The following is a 19,431-nucleotide window of genomic DNA, read 5'->3' on the forward strand; positions in this document are numbered from 1 at the left end:
TCATGCTAGTGCCAATCTCCCAGCTAACAAAGTACGTTGCAGCTTTGCTCATTAGTTGGGTGGTTCTAAGCATAAACGCCTTTGCCAGCCCGCGGCTTGTTATCGATGAGTCTTTCGAAAGGGAAATCATCAACCATTATGCACGGGTATCAATTGCACCTAATAGCGCAACCTATTTTGATGTATTGACGGGAAGCTCCACAAAAACACCAACAGCAACGGCTTCTTCAACAGAACGTGTGTGGTATTCAACAGAGCTTGTCCACTCTGGCTATAGTGCCATTCCCTTAGTGCTTAATATCGACCGTCTAAACGTTGATGATTTGCAGATTTATCTTCTAGACAGCAGCCAGCGAATTATAAAATCGTACCGTTATCAAGCCGGTAAAGGTGACTATTCGTTAAGACAACCGCTTCCAAATATCAGGCTTGCTTTCACCCTTCAACCATACCAAGACGCTCGGTTACTAATCGCAGTGAAAGACGAGGGGCTAAAGTACTTTCCAATGTCACTATGGGAGCGAGACCTGCTTGCTCAACACGACACTAATATGCTGACTTTGCTTGGTGCTGTGTCGGGTGTGATGGCACTCATTGCTTTCTATTTTCTTTTTTCCTACTTATATCAGCGTATCCCTACCCGCTTCTGGCTAACCATGTCGTCATTGGTGCTTATTGCATTATTGTTCATTACAGAGGGTGGCCTCGCGTTTTGGCCTAGCCTGACTAACGCCAGCGAGCATTTTTACGCCGTATGCTTCGGCGTATTACTACTGTGTATTGGAAAAGTGACTCATCACCTGTTCTCTCGTGTGCCTTTTGTTTTAAGACTGCTAAATTATGCCCTACCTATTGCTGCTACCATTTACTGTTTTACCGTAAATGCTTATATGGTCACAATCACGCTGCTTATACTCACTGCGGCGATGGGTTTGTATCACGTTACCCTTGCTCTTATCTTTAAAGACAAAGGCAGTAGTGTTGTCGGCACCACTTATATTCTGGCCTGGCTATCTTTCTTTGCGTTTTACGCTTTGGTGACCCAAAACCTTTTCAGCGACCTTATTTATACTGTCGATGTCGCGATGGGAATGCTGTTTTTCTTAACCTTGGGTTTCCTGTGTTTTGGATTTGCGGTCATCACAAAAGAGCAGGTACTCAATCAACATAAACTCTCCTCTCAAGCTGAAACAATTTCTAGCTTAAATCACTTTTATGACTTGTTCCGAAACTCCGCTGAAGGACACTACACATCAACCTGGGACGGTAAGCTTATTTCAGTTAACCCTGCGATGTGCACGGTGTTTGGGTATGAGAATGAGGAAGAAATGCTTAGCGAGGGGGCAAGCACAAAAGTCTTTTACGCATCACCAGAAGATAGACATGTATTGTTAGGTGAGATATCACAGCAAGGCCACGTCACCAGAAAAGAGATACGGGGAAAACGTCGGGACGGCACAGAGTTCTGGTTTTCATTGTCTTGCCAGATCCGCGAGAACGATGAAGGAACTTACCTGTACGGCTCAATTATTGATATCACGGAAAAAAAGCAATCCGATTTAAGCCTTCAGTATTTGGCCACTCACGACTCACTAACCGGCGTATACAACAGACGGCAATTTGAATCTGTCTTCAAGGAAAAAGTACATAACCACAGCGCGTTACCTGTGTGCCTACTCTTTTTAGATTTAGACCGATTTAAAGTCGTTAACGACACCTGCGGTCACAAAGCGGGAGATGTACTCATAAGAGACGTCGCCCGCCTGATTGAAAATACGCTGCTACCCAACGCGCAGCTAGCAAGACTCGGGGGTGATGAGTTTGGCGTTATCTATTCAGATTTAGATGCTGATGCGGTTTATCTCAATGCAGTGAAAATTCTCAATGCAGTACAGGCCTATCGGTTCATGTGGGATAACCGAATATTCAACTTAGGCGTAAGTATTGGCATGGTTGTGTGCGACGATAGTAACGTTAGCTCAGGGCAGTATTTAAGTATGGCTGACGCCGCCTGTTATTTTGCCAAAGAGCAAGGCAGAAATCAGGTGCATAGATATAATAAAGATGACGAGAGCATGCAGCGCTATCAGCGTGAGTTGGACTGGGTCTCTTCTATAAACAACGCCTTGGAAGAAGGGCGCTTTGAACTTTATTACCAGTCTTTAAGACCTTTGAGCAAAGCCAGCGATGGTCACTATTATGAAGTGCTATTGCGCCTAAGGGAAAAAGACGGAAAAATTGTTGAGCCCGCTAATTTTTTACCCACGGCCGAGCGCTTTGAAATGAATGTAAATGTCGACAAATGGGTAGTCACAAATACGTTCAAATGGCTGTCTGAAAACCCTGAACATCTCGCTGAACTAAGGCGATGCAGTATAAACCTTAACTGCCATTCATTAGCAGACAGAGATTTTACGTTATTCATTTTAAACGCTTTCGAAACCTTTAATATTCCTTACAACAAGATTTGTTTCGAGGTGATCGAGTCGGTAGCGATTATAAAAATGGAGGACACCCTTGCCTTTATGCGTACTTTTAATCGCCTTGGGTGTTCGTTTGCCCTAGACGACTTCGGTAGCGGCTTCTCTTCGTACAGTTACCTCAAAAGCTTGCCGGTTAATCAGGTAAAGATTGACGGTATGTTTATCAAGGATATGCTGAACGACAGTGTAGATACGGCTATGGTTGCGTCAATCAATGATGTAGCGAAAGCCATGGGTATGCAAACCGTTGGGGAATTCGTTGAAAATGAAGGCACCATGGCACAACTTGGCAAAATGGGCGTTGATTTTGCCCAAGGCTATAGCGTTGCAAAGCCTGCCCCGCTGCGAGAGTTTACCCCACTTTAATAACTGCACTTAATATACATCTTACGAAAAAAGTGATAGCACTAGCGTCAACTCGCGTATAATAAAATGGTAGACTTGCAAAAAAAGAAGTCATCCCCACTTATTGCCTACTGTCCAAAGTGTAGAAGTAACATGAGTAGCAAACAGCCTAAATACGAATATGTCAGTACCGCAAAATTACCCACTCGCATGGGTGATTTTAAAATACACGGCTTTGTTGAAGCCAGCGGCCAAGAACACGTTGCCCTTTCTTATGGAGAGTGGAAAGAAGACGACGTAGTGCCAATTCGTATCCATTCAGAATGCTTAACAGGCGATTCTTTATTTAGCACTCGCTGTGACTGTGGCTTTCAATTAGAAAAAGCCATGCAAAATATCGTCGATAATGGTCACGGTGTGCTGTTATACCTTCGCCAAGAAGGTCGCGGTATTGGTCTTTTAAATAAAATTCGCGCCTACAACCTTCAAGATAGTGGCATGGACACGGTAGAAGCTAACGAACATCTTGGATTTGACGCCGATTTAAGAAGTTACGATATCTGCAAGCTGATGCTAGATACGCTGAATGTGAAGCATGTTGAGCTTATGACAAACAACCCGAAAAAGTTGGCTGCACTAAAAGCGCTTGGTATAGACGTGGTTGCACGTAAGCCTATTGACCACGGTATCACCAAAGACAACAAGCATTACTTAAAGACGAAAACAGAAAAGCTTGGGCACGCTTTCGACCCCCACGTTTTCAAATAGACGAGTTCCTTAAAAACGCCCACACCAATGTGGACGTTTTCTATTCAGCTTGGGTTAATCATAGACTGGTTATAACGTATACAGACTTACCATTTAGCGCGCGAAAAGCCGTTGCTCATGCGCTAAGGAGAATGTATGAAAAACATAACCTTATCTGTGATTGTCGCACTGTCTAGTGTTTCAGCGCTACCTGCCATCGCTCAGTCGAACGCCAACCTTGCACATGTTTCTGCGTCAACGCAGCAATATTCTGACGCTGAATTAGACAGTGTACTTGCGCCCATTGCGCTTTATCCTGATACCCTGCTTACTCACATACTGATTGCGGCTACCTATCCGCTTGATGTAGTTGCAGCCGACCGCTGGCGCCAAAGCAACAAGCATTTAACCCCGGAACAGGTCGAAAATGTGCTGACGAGTGTTAACTGGGATCCTAGCGTAAAAGCACTTGCTCCGTTCACCGACTTACTCAGCACCATGGCGAATGATCTTCAGTGGTTACAGCAACTTGGTGATAACGTATTAATTGATCAAAGCCGTGTGCTAGACCGCGTGCAGGTGCTTCGACAACACGCCCTCAACACTGGCAATCTGGTGACCAATGACTACATTGAAGTTGAACGGGAACGTGAGCCTACTCGCGAAATAATTTACATTGAGCCCCGTCAGCGGGAAGTGGTGTATGTGCCTTATTACGACCCTCATGTTGTGTACGGTCACTGGTGGCACACAACTTCACCAGTTCGCTGGCGTCATCACGTAAGCTATCATCATCATAGCAATGTCTATTGGTCTCCAAGCATCCATCTTTCTACGTTCTTTTTCTTTGGTAGCGTGCACTGGCATAACCGCCATGTGGTTATTCACCGCGAGCCTGTACGCCGGTATTATCACGGTAGCCCTAGAAAACGCGTGATAAGCCGAGACTATCGTCGTTGGGAACACAACACGGTGCATCGTCGTGCGCGTTACTCTACTCGAGTAGTTCACAATGCGCCTTCGCGATATGAACATGCGGGTGTGTCGCGGGCAAAGCACTTGTCTAATAAACACGTTAGCACGATAAACACATCGAAACGCCACAACGACAAAAATACCGTAAGACCCATTGCGCGCACGGAAAATACCAAGATCGTAAGACGCGCTATTGAGCCAAAACGGGTAACGCCACTTAGAGAAAGTCGTTTTCAGAACAAACAAGACTCGGTAAGCCGCAAACAATCAATTGAGCACGCGCTAAAACGCAATCAAGCGGCGAGCAGAAGCGAGAAGCCGACTAGAGACCGGACGCTAAGCCAGTTAAAGCGGGACAAACCCGCTCGGATATCAACGCCGTCAGAGTCGAAGCGATATGCTAATAGAGAAAACACGCTAAAACGCCCAGCTAAACAAAACATAAATCGAGAGCGATTTGAAAGAACGAGTCCGCAAAACAAGCCGGTGGCTCGAGAGAGCAGTAAGCCAAGACGAATTGAGCGGGCGAGTACTTCTTCAGTTAGCCGTGCTCAAGTTAAGACTTCTGAATCAAGCAGAAACAGGACGATAAAGCAGGGACGAACTGAGAAGACGCTGCGTTAGCACTAAATTAGAGCGTTAGTTTCCTATCAGTAAGCCAGCAAACCTATAATTTGCTGGCTTCACTTTTCATTTATTCAACGCTTAGGCCCTATTCAAATGAAAGCTTATCAATGCGTCGACAAAGCGCAGGGGAGACTGTTCATCTAAATTGAAGTAAAGAGAGGGCTCAATAAGTTCAAGTTCCATTATCGCCCAGCCACTGCCCTGCCTGACTAAATCAACCCGTGCATAAAGTGCTTCGCAAGGCATTGCTGACAATGCTTTCTGGGCAATATCAAGTTGTCCTTCATCTACGGCAACGGGATGTAAGCTCCCCCCGTGCTCTTCTTGTACGCGAAAATCGCCTTTCTGCGGCACCTTTTTGATGGCATGGCTGTACTTCCCGCCAAAATAGAAAAGCGAGTACTCCCCTTCTTCAACCACGCTATTTAAGAAAGGTTGAATCATGAAATCACGTTGATTAAACGTATTAGAAAGCGCCTGTTGCTGTTCATGCCAATTTGAGACCGAGAGCTTAAACGTATCATCAGCATTAGCGCTAAGCGTAGGTTTAACCACCACAGTGTCGCAATTGAAATGGGAAAAGGCCTCATCAATAACACTGTTATTAAATGCATTACTCCACCGTGTACTTACAATAGGCACGCCCTTGTCCTGTAGGTCTTTTAAGTAGTGCTTTTCAATATTCCACTGCATAAGAGGCAATGGATTGAGCAAGGTTGCGCTCGACGCATCAATTTGAGTCAAACAAGCCAGAAAGGCCTCTGGATGCTGCTGATAATCCCATGTACTGCGCACAATCACGTAGTCAAACCTATCCCAGTTTTCTGACTGACTATGCCAAGATATGGTTTCTACAGACCAACCGTTATCATTAAAAAACGGGATCAAAAGCTCGTCGTACACAAAAAAGTCTTCAAGGTGGTCAGTAGAAAGAAAGGCGATGGCAGGCATGATTGTGTCCTTTAGCTTATTTAGGCATTCGAAGATTAAACTTTTTTAATAACAGTAACTTCTATACAAAAGTTAAATGGCGTAAAAACCGTGACTTACGTAAACTGTGGCGAAGTTAGCACACCCCTTATTTTTAACCTACACTTAATCCCAAATACTTGTCGGAGATTGGCATGCAGTATCCTTGGCTCCTAGAAGGTCACAAGATTTTTCGCGTTGTAATTGTTATCCAACTGCTAATTGCGATTGGCATCGGTTTTTATACTGGCGAGATTCTTCCTGCATTTGTTCTTGGTATTCCAATTGCTGCCGTACCACTTATCCTTAGTTTGCAAAATCCCTATTCAGCGATAAGTCGCCATGCGATGGCTATCGGTGTTCAACTGCTAACAGCCCTCCATATCCACCAGTCATTCGGGTTAATTGAAGTCCACTTTGAAATCTTTGTTCTTCTGGCATTCCTTTCCTACTTTAGAGACTGGAAAGTGGTTGCAACCGGCACCGCAGTCGTTGCTGTACATCATATTTCGTTCTTCTTTTTACAAGCGGGCGGCGCGCCGTTATTTATTTTTGAAGAAGGTCACGTAACCTTTCCTATTTTGCTGATGCACGCCGTATTCGCGCTTTCTGAGGGCGGTGTTTTGATGTACATGGCTAAACAAAGTCATCAAGAAGGTGCCGGTGCGGCTGAACTGCGCTTAGCTATTGAGACCATGCAAAAGGGTGACGGTAGACTCGATTTATCTATTGAACTTAACCGAGGCCACAAGATTGTGAGACCTTTCGCAGAGCTCATCGACCAAGTAAAAGCATTAATTGAGCTTGCTTCAAATTTAACAGACGAAGTTGTTAGAGGCTGTGACAAGATGGAGCTGGCGGCAAACAACATGTTTGAAATCAGCAGAAACACTGACCAAGAGATTGCCATGGTATCGGCATCGTCAGAAGAAATCGCACAAACGATGCAGCTGTCTACCGAACAAACAACCCTTGCCAGCGACAAAGCCTCTGCGGCACAAAGTTCTTCGCAGACTACGCGCGACTCTATTTCCAACACAAGCCGCACCATAGATTCGCTGCGCAACACATTAAATGCGGCAGCGCAGACAAACTCGGCGCTTAACGAGCAGTGCGCGCATATTTCTGACGCAATGCGCTCTATCACCGCCGTTGCCGAGCAAACCAACTTGCTTGCGTTGAACGCAGCAATCGAGTCAGCCCGTGCAGGGGAACACGGCAGAGGTTTTGCCGTTGTTGCCGATGAAGTACGCACTTTGGCTATTCGCTCAAAAGAAAGTGCAGACCAAATCACAAGTATTACTGAGCAGCTAGTTGCCCAAACCGCCAGTTCAGTCGAACAAATGCAAACCTGCATTCAGCTGGTTGATGAAGCCGTTGTATCGAGCGATAACGCCACTTCAGCCATGACCCAGATCATGCAGCAAATTCGCGAAGCGAGCGAAAGCATGACCGAAATAGCGACATCAGCGGTGGAGCAAGAAACCGCATCGTCTTCTATAGCGCAAAGTACGGCGCGATTAAGCGAATTCACTTCTGAGGAACTGGCTACCGCTGAATCGCTAGCAGGCGAAGTTGAGGTGTTGTCACAAATCTCTCAACGCATGCGCAGTGCTATCGAGCGATTTAAGCTTTAACCAAAGCGCTAGAAGCACGCTGTTGGCATTTGGGTTATGCATAAAAAAACAAGCTGGATACTTTTGTTGTTATGGGCGGTGAGTTTACTCACCGCCTTGTTGGTTTACGGTCAGCGCCAGCTTTCTTCCTTCGACCCAAATGGTGATTTACTTCACCGCACAACAGCGCCTAATTTTGACGCTTCACTTGTCGAACTACTAAACGAACAAAACATTGCCCCTGGTTCTGTTATTCATGTGGGAACGCAGTCTCGTTGCTACTGTGAAACGTTAACTACACCTCACCAAACTCAGCTATTAACAAAGCTAGGAAATGACTTTCATCAAGTCAGAGTGAATATAGAAGACGTACCAGAACTCGCCGCTATGCTTGATGCAGTGCCCGCGCTTATAGTTTTAGACATGCAAAATCAGCTTCGCTATTTAGGTCCATACGCAACGGGCTACGGATGCTTTACCGGAAAGAACCTTGTCGAACAGGTTGTAAGCTATACCACACAACTCCCCTACAACGGTGCGGTAATTAACACTGATGCAACTGGATGCTTCTGTTAAACCCTTGGCATGGATTATGTAACTTATCTTTGTATATCGTGATATCACTATGAATATGGCAGAAGGCGCGCATATTTTGCGCACTAGGTGCCGTTTCGTGAAAGGTTTACAAGGAGTCCACAATGTCAAAGCGCGCCGTTCTTTATCGCATGGTTACCCCTGATCACATTTGTCCCTTCGGACTTAAGTCGAAAGATTTGCTAGAAAGAAAGGGCTACGATGTTGAAGACCATCACTTGTCCAACCGAAGTGAAACTGACGCTTTTAAAGAGAAGCATAATGTGAAAACCACGCCGCAAACGTTTATCGATGATAAGCGAATTGGTGGCTATGATGACTTACGAGATTATTTCAATTTGAAGCAAGAAAGTGAGTTCGGTTCGCGCTACACACCTATCATTGTGATTTTTTCTTTAGCCGCCCTTGTGGTATTTGCGCTCATGCTAAAAGGTGGACTCCCGACAGGTATTGAACCTTTCATAATGAATTTCATTGGCATCACCATGGTGATCCTCGCATTACAAAAACTACAGGACATTGTAGCGTTCTCAAATCAATTCATTACTTATGACTTACTTGCAATGAAGCACGTAAGGTACGCGTATGTGTACCCTTTCGCAGAAGCGTTTGCTGGGCTTGGTATGCTAGCGGGGCTTCCCGCACTTTTAGTTTCACCTGTTTCTATTTTTATCGGTGCAATAGGTGCAGTTTCAGTTATTAAAGCGGTATATATCGATAAACGTGAACTTAAGTGCGCCTGTGTGGGCGGTAATTCCGACCTTCCTCTTGGGTTTATCTCGCTTACCGAAAACCTTGCCATGTTAGGTGCTGGCCTTTACATGCTTACACGATGGGTAGCCTAATTTAAATGAAGGCCGATGCACCCGTGTTGAGCAGGTATCTATAACCATGTTTACCCGTGGAATTAACAACACGATAATTCACTTGCTATGAGACCCTATTGAGTTTCTTCAATAGGGCGGCTCATACCTTTAAGGTGCGACACCACACTGCGGCCTAATGCACTTAAATCGTAGCCGCCTTCTAACATGCTGACTATGCGACCATGACAACACTCGTCAGCCACTGCGCGAAGTTGTTGGCTTATCCAGAAATAATCGTCTTCCACCAGTCGCAAATGCGCCATAGGATCTTCTGCGTGAGCATCAAAACCCGCTGAGATAAAAATCAGCTCAGGTTGAAAGTTGCGCAATGCGTTAAACCAGTGCTGCACTTTTTCTCTAAATACCTCACCTGTAGAGCCTGCTTCTAGTGGTACAGAAAGAATATTACTTGCCGACACCGGTGAACCACTATGTGGATAAAAAGGATGCTGGAAACTGCTGCAAAGCATGATGCGTTGATCGCCAGCGACAATTTGCTCGGTACCGTTTCCGTGGTGAACATCAAAATCGATTATGGCAACGCGCTTTAGTTCATAGTTTTGAAGGGCATAGCGCGCGGCTATAACAATGTTATTAAAAATACAGAAGCCCATAGCGCTGTCGTATGTAGCGTGGTGACCTGGCGGCCTTGTCGCGCAGAACGCCTGCCTGTCACTACCTTCCATAACCCAATCCACCGCGTTACATCCCGCACCAGCCGACTCAAGTGCTGCATTTAAGCTGTGTCGCATCAAGCCGGTATCTTCGTCTAACCATGCGACATTATCCTTGCGTTCGGAATAGAGCGTTTTTTCGTGGTCGCTAAATATGGACTGAGCCGCATGCTCAAACACACTTTTCACATAGTAAGGGTCATGGGCTAGCTTAAGATAAGCTTCAGCAATTGGCGTAGCATCAGCGTGCTCACACACCATATCGAGTCCAGAAGACAGTAATTGGTCGTCTATGGCGAACAGGCGGTCCGGTGACTCGGGATGATCTTTCCCTAAGTCGTGTTTAGTGCCGTGTTTGCCGCGAAAAATTTTAATTGTCATGCGAGTGATGCCACATCTAGTACTAACTCTATGTCACTGGGGTCGCCAGTGAACTTCCGTTTAAATTGCGCTTGCTCGAAAATGGCAATCATCGGGCTGTTATCGCCACGCACGTAGGCCATCATCTTTGCAATGCCTCGTTTTTTCGCAACGTTGATCAATTCATTTAACAGCCTGCTTGCCATCCCCTTCCCTTGCTGGGTTTCACGGGTAACAAACGCTGCTTCACAGGTATTGTCATTGGGATTGAAGTAAAACCGCCCTACTGCGTGAATGGTAATACGGGAGCCTTCTTGCCTTACAATACATAACGCCGCATCTGAGCTTTGATCCACCGACACCAAATTACACGACTTTTCGCGCGACATTTGCTTCGGGTCGTAGTTGTAACGCAGCCTTAGTGTTTCTTTCGTATGGGAGTAAAAGAATTCCTGCAAACGCCTTTCATCGGCGGGGTTCAGCGGGCGCATGTAATAGGTTTCCCCCTGAATATTCAGTTTTTTAAGCTGAATAGCACCCAGTTCTGGAATATCGGTTGGGTACTTTTCCTGATAATGAGGTACCCAATAATGCTGTCTTACTTCTTCTAAGAGCGCTGCACGGAATTTGGGGTGTGCCACACGAATAAGTTCCAATGCACGCTCTCGAATGCTTTTGCCTTTAAGCGATGCTATGCCGTATTCGGTCACCACGTACTGAACATTGCCCCGCGAAGTAACAACACCCGCCCCTTCACTTATACGGGGTGTGATACGGGAAATGGTTTCATTCTTGGCAGTAGAAGGCAGCGCTATAATCGCTTTCCCACCTTTGCTGATAGACGCGCCCGTTACGAAATCAACTTGCCCGCCTATGCCACTGTAAAAGTCGTAGCCCAATGAATCGGCGACGACCTGACCGGTTAAATCCACTTCAAGCGCACTGTTAATGGCAACCATATTATCGTTCTTGGCAATATTGGTGGGTTTGTTTACGTAGCTACTTGGATAAAACTCGATGTGAGGGTTGCTGTCGATTAAATCGTAAAGCTGGCGAGTACCAATAGCAAAGCTAGTAACAATTTTACCGGGGTGGAAAGTCTTCTTCTTGTTGGTGATAGCGCCCGACTCCAACAGTTCAATAATACTGTCGGTGAGCATTTCGCTGTGAATGCCTAGGTCTTTATGGTTACACAGATATTTAAGGGTGGCACTCGGTATTTTCCCAATACCAAATTGCAACGTAGCACCGTCGTCCACCAGCATAGATACATACTGACCAATTCGCTCTGCCACCGAATCGATAGGCGGCGGCGTTACTTCAACAAGCGGCTCTTCGGCTTCAATGCAGGCCGTTATTTCGCTGATGTGAATATAAGAGTGGCCGGCGGTTCTTGGCACCTGAGGATTAATTTGAGCAATGACCTTTTTGCTTTGTCTAATTGCCGACATAGCAATATCCACAGCAGGACCTAGTGAGCAATAGCCGAATTCATCGGGTGGGCTTACGTTAACCAGCGCAGCATCCAGTGCCAGCGTACCGTCGCTGAATAAGCTTGATATTTCAGACAGGAAAACGGGGGTATAGTCAGCACGGCCCTCATCGACCGCCTTACGCATGGCTTCGCCACCAATGAAGAATGTATTCGCTTTAAAGAGGTTTTTATACTCTTCTTTCACCCATCGGGTGTCGCCTAAAGCCAGCATATGAACCAGCTCGATGTCGCTAAACCCTTCGCTGTTATCAATGAGATGCTGCACTAGTGCATGCGGCACCGAGGCATTTCCGCCAACAAAGACACGGCAACCAGACTTTATCAGCGACGACCATTGTGGCGCTTGAGGTAAACTAAATGTCATTTCCATCTGCCCTGTTTTAAGCAATAACTCATCATGCCATAAAAACAGGCGCTTTCCCGCATTTGCGTAAGCGTGAACTATAAGCGATTGGTCGTAGGCTTACCGATTCATCATTAGTATCGAAATTTTTCCAACCAATTTCTGAAAAACGGAGAAATAACAGATTTGCTATTCGCTAGGCGATGGCCGTCATTAAGTAACAAGAGCTGAGCTTTTTGATGGCGCGCGTACTTTAAGCTATTTTCGATAGGCACGATATCGTCATTCCAGCCGTGCACTAGGCTCACGTAGCCGTCGTAGGGGAACCGTTGAATTTCGTAGTTTGGCAAATACAGTGCAGGAGCCATAAGGAATACGCCTCGTGCCGAGATTTGGCTTGCTGCGGCAAGTGATACATAGCCGCCCATGCTTGAGCCAACCAGAACAACATCATTGCACTTTTCAGCAATAAACTCTTTAAGTCGCGCTAGGCGAGCTTCCGGGCAGTCGAGATCTTGATAATCAATACTCTCGACGCCAAAACCCATATCGCTCGCTACATTTGAAAGCGTTGTTATTTTACTGCCCCATGGACCGCTTTCTTTGCCGTGAGAAAAAACAACGGTGGTCATTACCGATATCCCTATTCAAAAATGAAAAGTTTTTCCCACTCTAGCGCACTTGCTTGTTACTTGTCTTCCCTGTGAAAGAGTTTTTCTACCAGCACATAGAACATGGGCACGAAGAAAATCGCCAAGAAGGTAGCGGCGAACATACCACCCATAACCGCAATACCTATTGCATTTTGGCTGGCTGCGCCTGCTCCGCTAGCTAGTGCTAACGGCGTTACTCCCAAAATAAACGCCATTGACGTCATTAGAATTGGGCGGAAACGCTGAGAGGCTGCATTTGAAACCGCAGTCATTAAATCTTCGCCGTTTTCATACTGCTCTTTTGCAAATTCGACAATAAGAATAGCGTTTTTCGCCGCCAAACCTACGGTAGTCAAAAACGCTACTTGCAGGTACACATCGTTCGGCAAGTTGAAAATAAACGCAGCGGTTACCGAGCCGAGAATCCCCAAAGGTACCACTAACATAACGGCGAATGGCACAGACCAGCTTTCGTACAGGGCTGCTAAGCACAAGAAAACAATCAAGATTGATAGTGCGTAAAGCATAGGCGCTTGCGAGCCTGCTTCCTGCTCTTCATAAGATAGGCCTGACCATTCAATTGCGAAGCCTGGCGGTAACTGCTCAACCAATTTCTGCATTTCAGCCATTGCTTCACCCGAAGAGATACCTTCAGCAGCACTACCTTGAATATTGACAGACGACACGCCGTTAAAACGCTCTAACTTAGGTGAGCCATAAACCCATTCAGTGGTCGAGAACGTGTTAAACGCCACCATCTCGCCGTCGCTGTTGCGAACAAACCACTTATCCAAGTCTTCAGGGGTCATGCGATGAGGCAAATCTGCCTGCATGTAAACACGCTTAATTCGACCTTTATCAATGAAGTCATTTACGTAGCTGGACCCCCACGCTATTTGAAGCGCGTTATTGATCTCACTTAAATTCAATCCAAGTGCCGACGCTTTCTCGCTATCAATATTGATTTTAAATTGAGGTACATCGCTTAAACCATTGGGGCGAACACCCGCCAGCTTTGGATTCTGCGCTGCCATGCCCAACAGCTGATTACGCGCATTCATCAGCGCTTCGTGACCATTTCCACCACGGTCGACAAGCTGCATATCAAAGCCCGTTGCATTACCTAGTTCCATGATAGGCGGAGGCACTATAGGAAAGGCTGAGGCATCTTGAATTTGGCTAAACGCGCCAAAAGCTCGGTTCATCACTGCAAACGCAGAATTATTTTCGTCTCTTACGCTCCAGTCGTTGAAGTTTAAGAAAGCCATACCTGCGTTTTGCGCCTGACCCGCAAAGCTAAAGCCCACAACCGCGAACATGCCGTTAACCGCGTCTTGTTCTTGCTCAAGAATATAGTCTTCCACTTGCTTGATAGACTCGAGCGTACGGCCAGCTGTTGCACCAGGCGGTGTGCTTACCAACACCATCATACGCCCTTGGTCTTCATCTGGAAGAAACGCGCCAGGAAGCTGGCTGAAAATAAATGCCATACCACCTACCAGCAAACCATAAACAACGAAATAGCGCTTAAAGCGTTGCGCCATGTGAGTTGTTGTCTTTTGATAGCGATCGCGGCCTTTGTTAAACGTGCGGTTAAACCAGCCAAAGAAGCCTTTGTTCTTGTCATGGTTTTCCGGATGCTTTTTCAATAACGTGGCGCACAAAGACGGTGAAAGGACGATAGCGACCAATACCGAAAATGCCATAGCTGACACGATAGTAACCGAGAACTGACGATAAATAGCGCCTGCTGAGCCGCTGAAGAACGCCATTGGGATAAATACCGTTGAAAGCACGGCCGCAATACCAACAAGTGCACCTGTGATTTGAGTCATCGACTTTTTGGTGGCTTCGGCAGGTGAAAGGCCTTCCTCTTCCATAATACGTTCAACGTTTTCCACCACCACGATGGCATCATCTACGAGCAGGCCGATAGCAAGTACCATAGCGAACATGGTTAGCACGTTAATACTAAAGCCAAATGCCAGTAGCACAGCAAAGGTGCCGAGCAATACCACTGGCACCGCAATGGTAGGGATTAACGTTGCACGCCAGTTTTGAAGGAACAGTAGCATCACCAAGAATACCAGTACTACCGCTTCAATAAGCGTATGAACTACCGACTCGATAGAAAGCTCGATAAAAGGAGAACTATCAACCGGGTAAACCACTTTAACTGTATCTGGCAAATTCGAGCGCAGTTCTTCAACTCGGGCTTTTACTGCCTTAATAGTATCTAGTGCGTTTGCGCCAGAGGCAAGGCTTATCGCCATACCTGATGCAGGCTTGCGATCGTATCGAACAATAACGTCGTAGCTTTGCGCACCCAGTTCAACACGCGCAACGTCACGCACGCGAACCTGAGAACCATCGGTATTTACGCGAAGTACGATGTTTTCAAAATCTTCAACGGTTTGAAGGCGACTCTGCGCTTGAATTGTCGCGTTAATTTGCTGATTTTCTATTGCAGGCATACCACCTAGTTGACCAGCAGACACATCTGTATTTTGTACCTGAACGGCGCCTTGAACGTCAGTAGGTGTAAGATTGTAGCTGTACAGTTTATCTGGATCTAACCATATACGCATTGAACGCTGCGCACCGAATACCCGTACATTTCCCACACCATTAACACGGGAAATCGGGTCGCGAAATTGAGAAACTAACAGGTCGCTCAGGTCATATTGCGTCATTGAGTCGTCTTCAGAATAGAAGCCAACTGCCAATGCAAATGCGCTATTTGCTTTAGTTACGGTTACCCCTTGTTGCTGTACCTGAGTAGGCAACAGCGGCAGTGCACCCTGTACCTTATTCTGAGTTTGTACTTGCGCAATATCAGGGTCAGCACCTGGCTCAAAAGTGAGCGTAATAGACATGCTGCTGTTCGAACTGCTTGCCGAGAAATAACGTAGGTTATCAATTCCCGTCAGGCTTTGTTCTATTACCTGAGTAACCGAGTTCTCTACGGTTTCTGCAGATGCTCCAGGATACGTTGCTGAGATAGTCACCGAGGGCGGTGCCACCTTGGGATATTGTTCAATGGGGAGTGAGGTAATTGCCAACACACCCGCCATCATTGTGATAATTGCCAGCACCCATGCAAACACGGGCCTGTCTATAAAGAAACGAGCCATATTACTTAAATCCCTTGTTTGCTATCGTGAGCCACGTGATGATGGTTGCCACTCTGACGGATTAACTTTCGCGCCAGGCTTCACCTTCTGATATCCAGTTACAATTACCTTTTCGCCTTCGCTCACACCGCTTAGGGCAACATATTGGTCTCGATAGATTTTGCCTATTTCCAAAGTACGACCTTCTACTTCGTTGTTTTGGTTAACAACATAAACTGAAAGCGAACCGTCTGGTTGGCGTGTCGTTGCGCGTTGAGGAACAAGCAGCGCATTTTCGCGTCCAGTAATGACGTGGCCTTTCACAAACAAGCCAGGCAGCAATACACCATCTGGATTTGGCATTTCAGCACGAAGTGTTACCGACCCAGTGGTCTCATCAACCGTTACCTCAGAAAATTTAACGCTGCCTGTTTGGTCGTAACGCTTGCCTGTTACTTCATCTACCGTTAATTCAACATCCATTGAACCTTGGTTTCTCATTGACTGACGAAGCGTAATAATTGACGCACCTGACTCCTGCATATCAATGAAAACTGGGTCAAGCTGTGTAATGGTTGCAAGTTGCTGAGATTGGTTCGTAGTAACAAGGGTACCTTCAGTAACAAAAGAGCGGCTAATACGTCCGCTGATTGGGGCGTACACTTTGGTGTAACCCATGTTAACCTTCGCTACGTCAACAGCTGCCTCAGCTACGCTAATTGCCGCTTGCGCTTGATCTTTCTGAGCAATTACGTCGTCATATTCTTGTTTGCTTACCGCGTTTTGCGCAACAAGGTCGTCATAGCGTCGCGCCTTTGCTTCCAACGTTTTAAGGTTCGCTTGAACACTTTTCAAATCGGCTTTTGCGCTATTTAACTGTGCTAGATAACGGGCTTCGTCAATTTGATAAAGCTGTTGTCCTTTTTCTACATGTGCGCCTTCTTCAAACAAGCGTTCCGTAATAACACCATCTACCTGAGGACGCACCTGAGATTGACGAGACGGGCTTACTCGGCCCGGTAACACCATTTCATGTACTACAGGTTCTTGTTTCAGTGTAACTACCGATACTGAGGGTGCAGGCATACCTTGCTGAGCACCTTGCTGTGCTTGCTCGCCTTCATTCGAACACCCAATAACGCCGACAAGGGTTATTAATGCTGCAGTAACATAAAAAATGCGACTCATAAATTTTCTATTTCCCAATAACTTTTTGTACAGAACACGGCCTTTGCTCTGCATATCCAATTTTAAAATTAAAGCTTATTGCTTCCGGTGCACCGAATTATCTAGCGCATTTCAAAGCCTGAAACTGCGATAATTGGTTTTGAAGTGGCATAGTTAAGCGATCATTGATACGGATCTACGCTCTTATAGGTCATATTGTGCGCATTTATAGATGATAATAAAAGTCAATGAAGTTGAAATTACTGAAGTTGTCGGTCAAATACCTGAGCGTGTATACGTTATACGAATAAAGCGAAATCACAGCGCACTTAACGTTCTATTTTAACGAATAATACCCCAGCAATAACTGGTAGGCGTGAATGACGTCTTGGGCTTCCTGTTGCGTTCCTCCCTTATCAGGGTGAACCAACTGCAGGGCTTTTTTATATACTCGTTTTAGTACCGACAAAGAAACATGTTCATCTTGGGGTAGGCTCAGAAGCGCGTGGGCATCGGCAATATCTTCCTGCTCAACGGTGTGCGCGTTTCCTGAGGCCATACGATGCCAAAACGCATTAAGCAGTGCATCTACACTTTCTCTGTCTGCCTTCTCAAAATTGCCCCAGTCCAAGTAGTATTCAGCTAAGGTATCAGCTTCGGTTATTGCTCCAACCTTATCCTGGCTTTCTTTATCATTGTCGCTGTGGGCACTATTTTTGTCGCTGTGGGCACTTTCTTGGTTTAGCTTAATATTAAGAGTATGAATGTCTAGCACGCCTTCGCCCTGCTCTATCCAACGACGTTTAAGTTGATAAAGGGCGTGAAACACAATGAAATGGGTTTTAAAGAGCATTAAAGGCTCTCGTAACGAAGCGTCATCAAAAAAGTGATATGGCGCTTTTTTCAAAATCTCAATGAGCTCATACTCGCTCACACCACGTTGAAAAAGCGGCTTTTGTGTCGATAACGTATCAACAAGTAGTTCGGCTTGAAGCACGTAAGCTTCGCTGGCATCAGGCTGATTTTGCAAAACTAATTACCTTGCTTTAAATAGGGTTCATCCAGGGCCTGCTGGTCTTTGATGTACGTTAAAGACCAACAGCCCTAGTGTACAAACATGTTAAATATTGGCCTAGTACCGATTTTATTGCTAGAAAGTAATCCAAAACGCAACGTTCACTGTTAAAGTAGCTTAGTAAAAATAAAATAATAACTTTGGAGTTCACTTGAAAGCACTCATTGCCCTTACCAGTATTGTCGGTTTTCTTATGGTGGTATTACCCGGCCCCCTTTATCAGTATGCCGGTGTGAGTTTAGGCACCGCATTTACTTCACTGCGATTTGGCGTGTATGTGGGCGGCGCAGCGTTGATACTCATTATTTTGCAGGTTTTGATTAACCGTAAAAACGTTAGCTGGGGAAGCACCTTTATCTGTGCCATTCTTGCCCTGGTTGCTGTAGGAATGCCGGTGAGCATGATGAGCAAAGCCAGCGCAGTTCCTCCGATCCATGACATTACTACCGATGTCACTAATCCGCCGGAGTTCGTTGCAATTGCTCCGCTACGCGAAGGTGCGCCTAACTCCATCGCTTACGAAGGCGGTGAAGTCACTAAGCAGCAACTAGAAGCTTACCCTGAAATTAAAACTCAATTGCTGCCGCAACCCGCAAATGAGGTCTACATCGCTGCAGAAAAAGCCATAGAGGCGCTTGGATGGGAACGCGTTAACGACGGCGCATTGCCGAACACCTTGGAAGCCACCGACACCACAGCGTGGTTTGGTTTTAAAGACGACGTAGTTATTCGTCTAACCGCTAAAAGCGATGACACACTGGTTGATATCCGCAGCAAATCACGAGTAGGGAAAAGTGATTTAGGCAAGAATGCTGAACGTATCGAAACCTTTATGGCAGAGCTTAGAAACCAACTTGGATATCACTAAAATCTGACCACCCGCTTAAAAAACAAAGCCCGTTCGCACTAAGCTAACGGGCTTTTTTGTAATTGGACCTAACTTTAGTGGGCCAACTTTAAGACAACAACTCCTGCAACAATAAGCGCTACGCCGAAATATCGTGCCAATGACGAGGGATCGCCATAAAACATAACACCCACTAAAAATGTGCCCGCGGCGCCTATTCCTGTCCACACAGCGTACGCCGTTCCAATTGGAATTTGTTTTTGCGCCATCCATAAACAAAAACCACTGGCAGCCATAAACCCAACCGCAAGTAAAATACCCATTACGCGGGTTTCCGCCTCTTGTGACATTTTTAGTCCAACAGGCCAACCAATTTCCAGAAGGCCCGCCACAATCAAATAAATCCAGCTCACCAGTCTATCCCTCTCTTCGCGCTCATCGTCAACTATCACAGATGCGTAGCGTACCGTCTTAAATCATAA

15 protein-coding genes are annotated in these 19,431 nt (G+C 46.0%); 7 read left to right on the forward strand and 8 right to left on the reverse strand.

What is annotated here, in order from left to right; all coding sequences use genetic code 11:
- Window positions 1–2 precede the first annotated feature (2 nt).
- From BZA03_RS13280 to BZA03_RS13290, 3 genes are all read left to right on the forward strand, one after another.
- On the forward strand, window positions 3–2,849 hold the full coding sequence (locus tag BZA03_RS13280) for an EAL domain-containing protein (protein ID WP_258364642.1): 2,847 nt from the start codon (window positions 3–5) through the stop codon (window positions 2,847–2,849).
- Between the two features lie 132 nt (window positions 2,850–2,981).
- On the forward strand, window positions 2,982–3,596 hold the full coding sequence (gene ribA / locus BZA03_RS13285; protein ID WP_014947836.1) for a GTP cyclohydrolase II: 615 nt from the start codon (window positions 2,982–2,984) through the stop codon (window positions 3,594–3,596).
- Window positions 3,597–3,731: 135 nt separating this feature from the next.
- Window positions 3,732–5,174, forward strand: coding sequence for a DUF3300 domain-containing protein (locus BZA03_RS13290; RefSeq protein ID WP_110289029.1), 1,443 nt, complete (start codon window positions 3,732–3,734; stop codon window positions 5,172–5,174).
- A gap of 81 nt (window positions 5,175–5,255) precedes the next feature.
- Here the strand turns inward: BZA03_RS13290 and BZA03_RS13295 are convergent, their stop codons facing one another.
- Window positions 5,256–6,128, reverse strand: a complete 873-nt coding sequence (locus tag BZA03_RS13295) for a RimK family alpha-L-glutamate ligase (protein ID WP_110289030.1) — start codon at window positions 6,126–6,128, stop codon at window positions 5,256–5,258.
- A 173-nt stretch (window positions 6,129–6,301) separates the two neighbouring features.
- Between BZA03_RS13295 and BZA03_RS13300 the strand changes: the two genes are divergently transcribed.
- The 3 genes from BZA03_RS13300 to BZA03_RS13310 all read left to right on the forward strand — a co-directional run bounded on the left by BZA03_RS13300 (window position 6,302) and on the right by BZA03_RS13310 (window position 9,201).
- Window positions 6,302–7,783 (forward strand): methyl-accepting chemotaxis protein, encoded by a 1,482-nt coding sequence (locus tag BZA03_RS13300; RefSeq protein WP_061439003.1) that lies wholly within the window; start codon window positions 6,302–6,304, stop codon window positions 7,781–7,783.
- A gap of 36 nt (window positions 7,784–7,819) precedes the next feature.
- A complete protein-coding gene (locus BZA03_RS13305; RefSeq protein ID WP_014947832.1) occupies window positions 7,820–8,338 on the forward strand; it encodes a DUF6436 domain-containing protein in 519 nt (172 codons plus the stop codon).
- Window positions 8,339–8,460: 122 nt separating this feature from the next.
- Window positions 8,461–9,201, forward strand: a complete 741-nt coding sequence (locus BZA03_RS13310) for a MauE/DoxX family redox-associated membrane protein (protein WP_061439000.1) — start codon at window positions 8,461–8,463, stop codon at window positions 9,199–9,201.
- A 95-nt stretch (window positions 9,202–9,296) separates the two neighbouring features.
- On the opposite strand, the gene BZA03_RS13315 is transcribed toward BZA03_RS13310, so the two are convergent.
- The 6 genes from BZA03_RS13315 to BZA03_RS13340 form a co-directional block, all read right to left on the reverse strand.
- Window positions 9,297–10,277 carry a histone deacetylase family protein gene (locus BZA03_RS13315; RefSeq protein ID WP_014947830.1) on the reverse strand — a complete coding sequence of 327 codons (981 nt, stop codon included), beginning with the start codon at window positions 10,275–10,277 and terminating at the stop codon, window positions 9,297–9,299.
- Window positions 10,274–12,115 carry a bifunctional acetyl-CoA hydrolase/transferase family protein/GNAT family N-acetyltransferase gene (locus tag BZA03_RS13320; RefSeq protein WP_014947829.1) on the reverse strand — a complete coding sequence of 614 codons (1,842 nt, stop codon included), beginning with the start codon at window positions 12,113–12,115 and terminating at the stop codon, window positions 10,274–10,276. Before BZA03_RS13320 ends, BZA03_RS13315 begins: the two co-directional genes overlap by 4 nt.
- Window positions 12,116–12,228: 113 nt before the next feature.
- Entirely contained in the window at window positions 12,229–12,726 is a 498-nt protein-coding gene (locus tag BZA03_RS13325) for an alpha/beta hydrolase (RefSeq protein WP_014947828.1), read from the reverse strand.
- A 56-nt stretch (window positions 12,727–12,782) separates the two neighbouring features.
- Window positions 12,783–15,881, reverse strand: a complete 3,099-nt coding sequence (locus BZA03_RS13330; RefSeq protein ID WP_014947827.1) for an efflux RND transporter permease subunit — start codon at window positions 15,879–15,881, stop codon at window positions 12,783–12,785.
- Between the two features lie 21 nt (window positions 15,882–15,902).
- Window positions 15,903–17,048, reverse strand: coding sequence for an efflux RND transporter periplasmic adaptor subunit (locus BZA03_RS13335; RefSeq protein WP_014947826.1), 1,146 nt, complete (start codon window positions 17,046–17,048; stop codon window positions 15,903–15,905).
- 316 nt (window positions 17,049–17,364) lie between these two features.
- The gene (locus BZA03_RS13340) at window positions 17,365–18,057 is read right to left on the reverse strand and encodes a DNA-J related domain-containing protein (RefSeq protein WP_110289031.1); all 693 of its coding nucleotides are present in this window, start codon (window positions 18,055–18,057) and stop codon (window positions 17,365–17,367) included.
- Window positions 18,058–18,253: 196 nt separating this feature from the next.
- On the opposite strand from BZA03_RS13340, the gene BZA03_RS13345 reads away from it, so the two are divergent.
- On the forward strand, window positions 18,254–18,970 hold the full coding sequence (locus BZA03_RS13345; protein ID WP_014947824.1) for a DUF1499 domain-containing protein: 717 nt from the start codon (window positions 18,254–18,256) through the stop codon (window positions 18,968–18,970).
- Between the two features lie 74 nt (window positions 18,971–19,044).
- Here BZA03_RS13345 and BZA03_RS13350 read toward each other — a convergent pair whose 3' ends face one another.
- The gene (locus BZA03_RS13350; protein WP_014947823.1) at window positions 19,045–19,362 is read right to left on the reverse strand and encodes a multidrug efflux SMR transporter; all 318 of its coding nucleotides are present in this window, start codon (window positions 19,360–19,362) and stop codon (window positions 19,045–19,047) included.
- Window positions 19,363–19,431: the final 69 nt, after the last annotated feature.

Origin of the sequence: Alteromonas sp. I10 (assembly GCF_003201515.1) — a bacterium.
Taxonomy (GTDB): Bacteria; Pseudomonadota; Gammaproteobacteria; order Enterobacterales; family Alteromonadaceae; genus Alteromonas; species Alteromonas macleodii.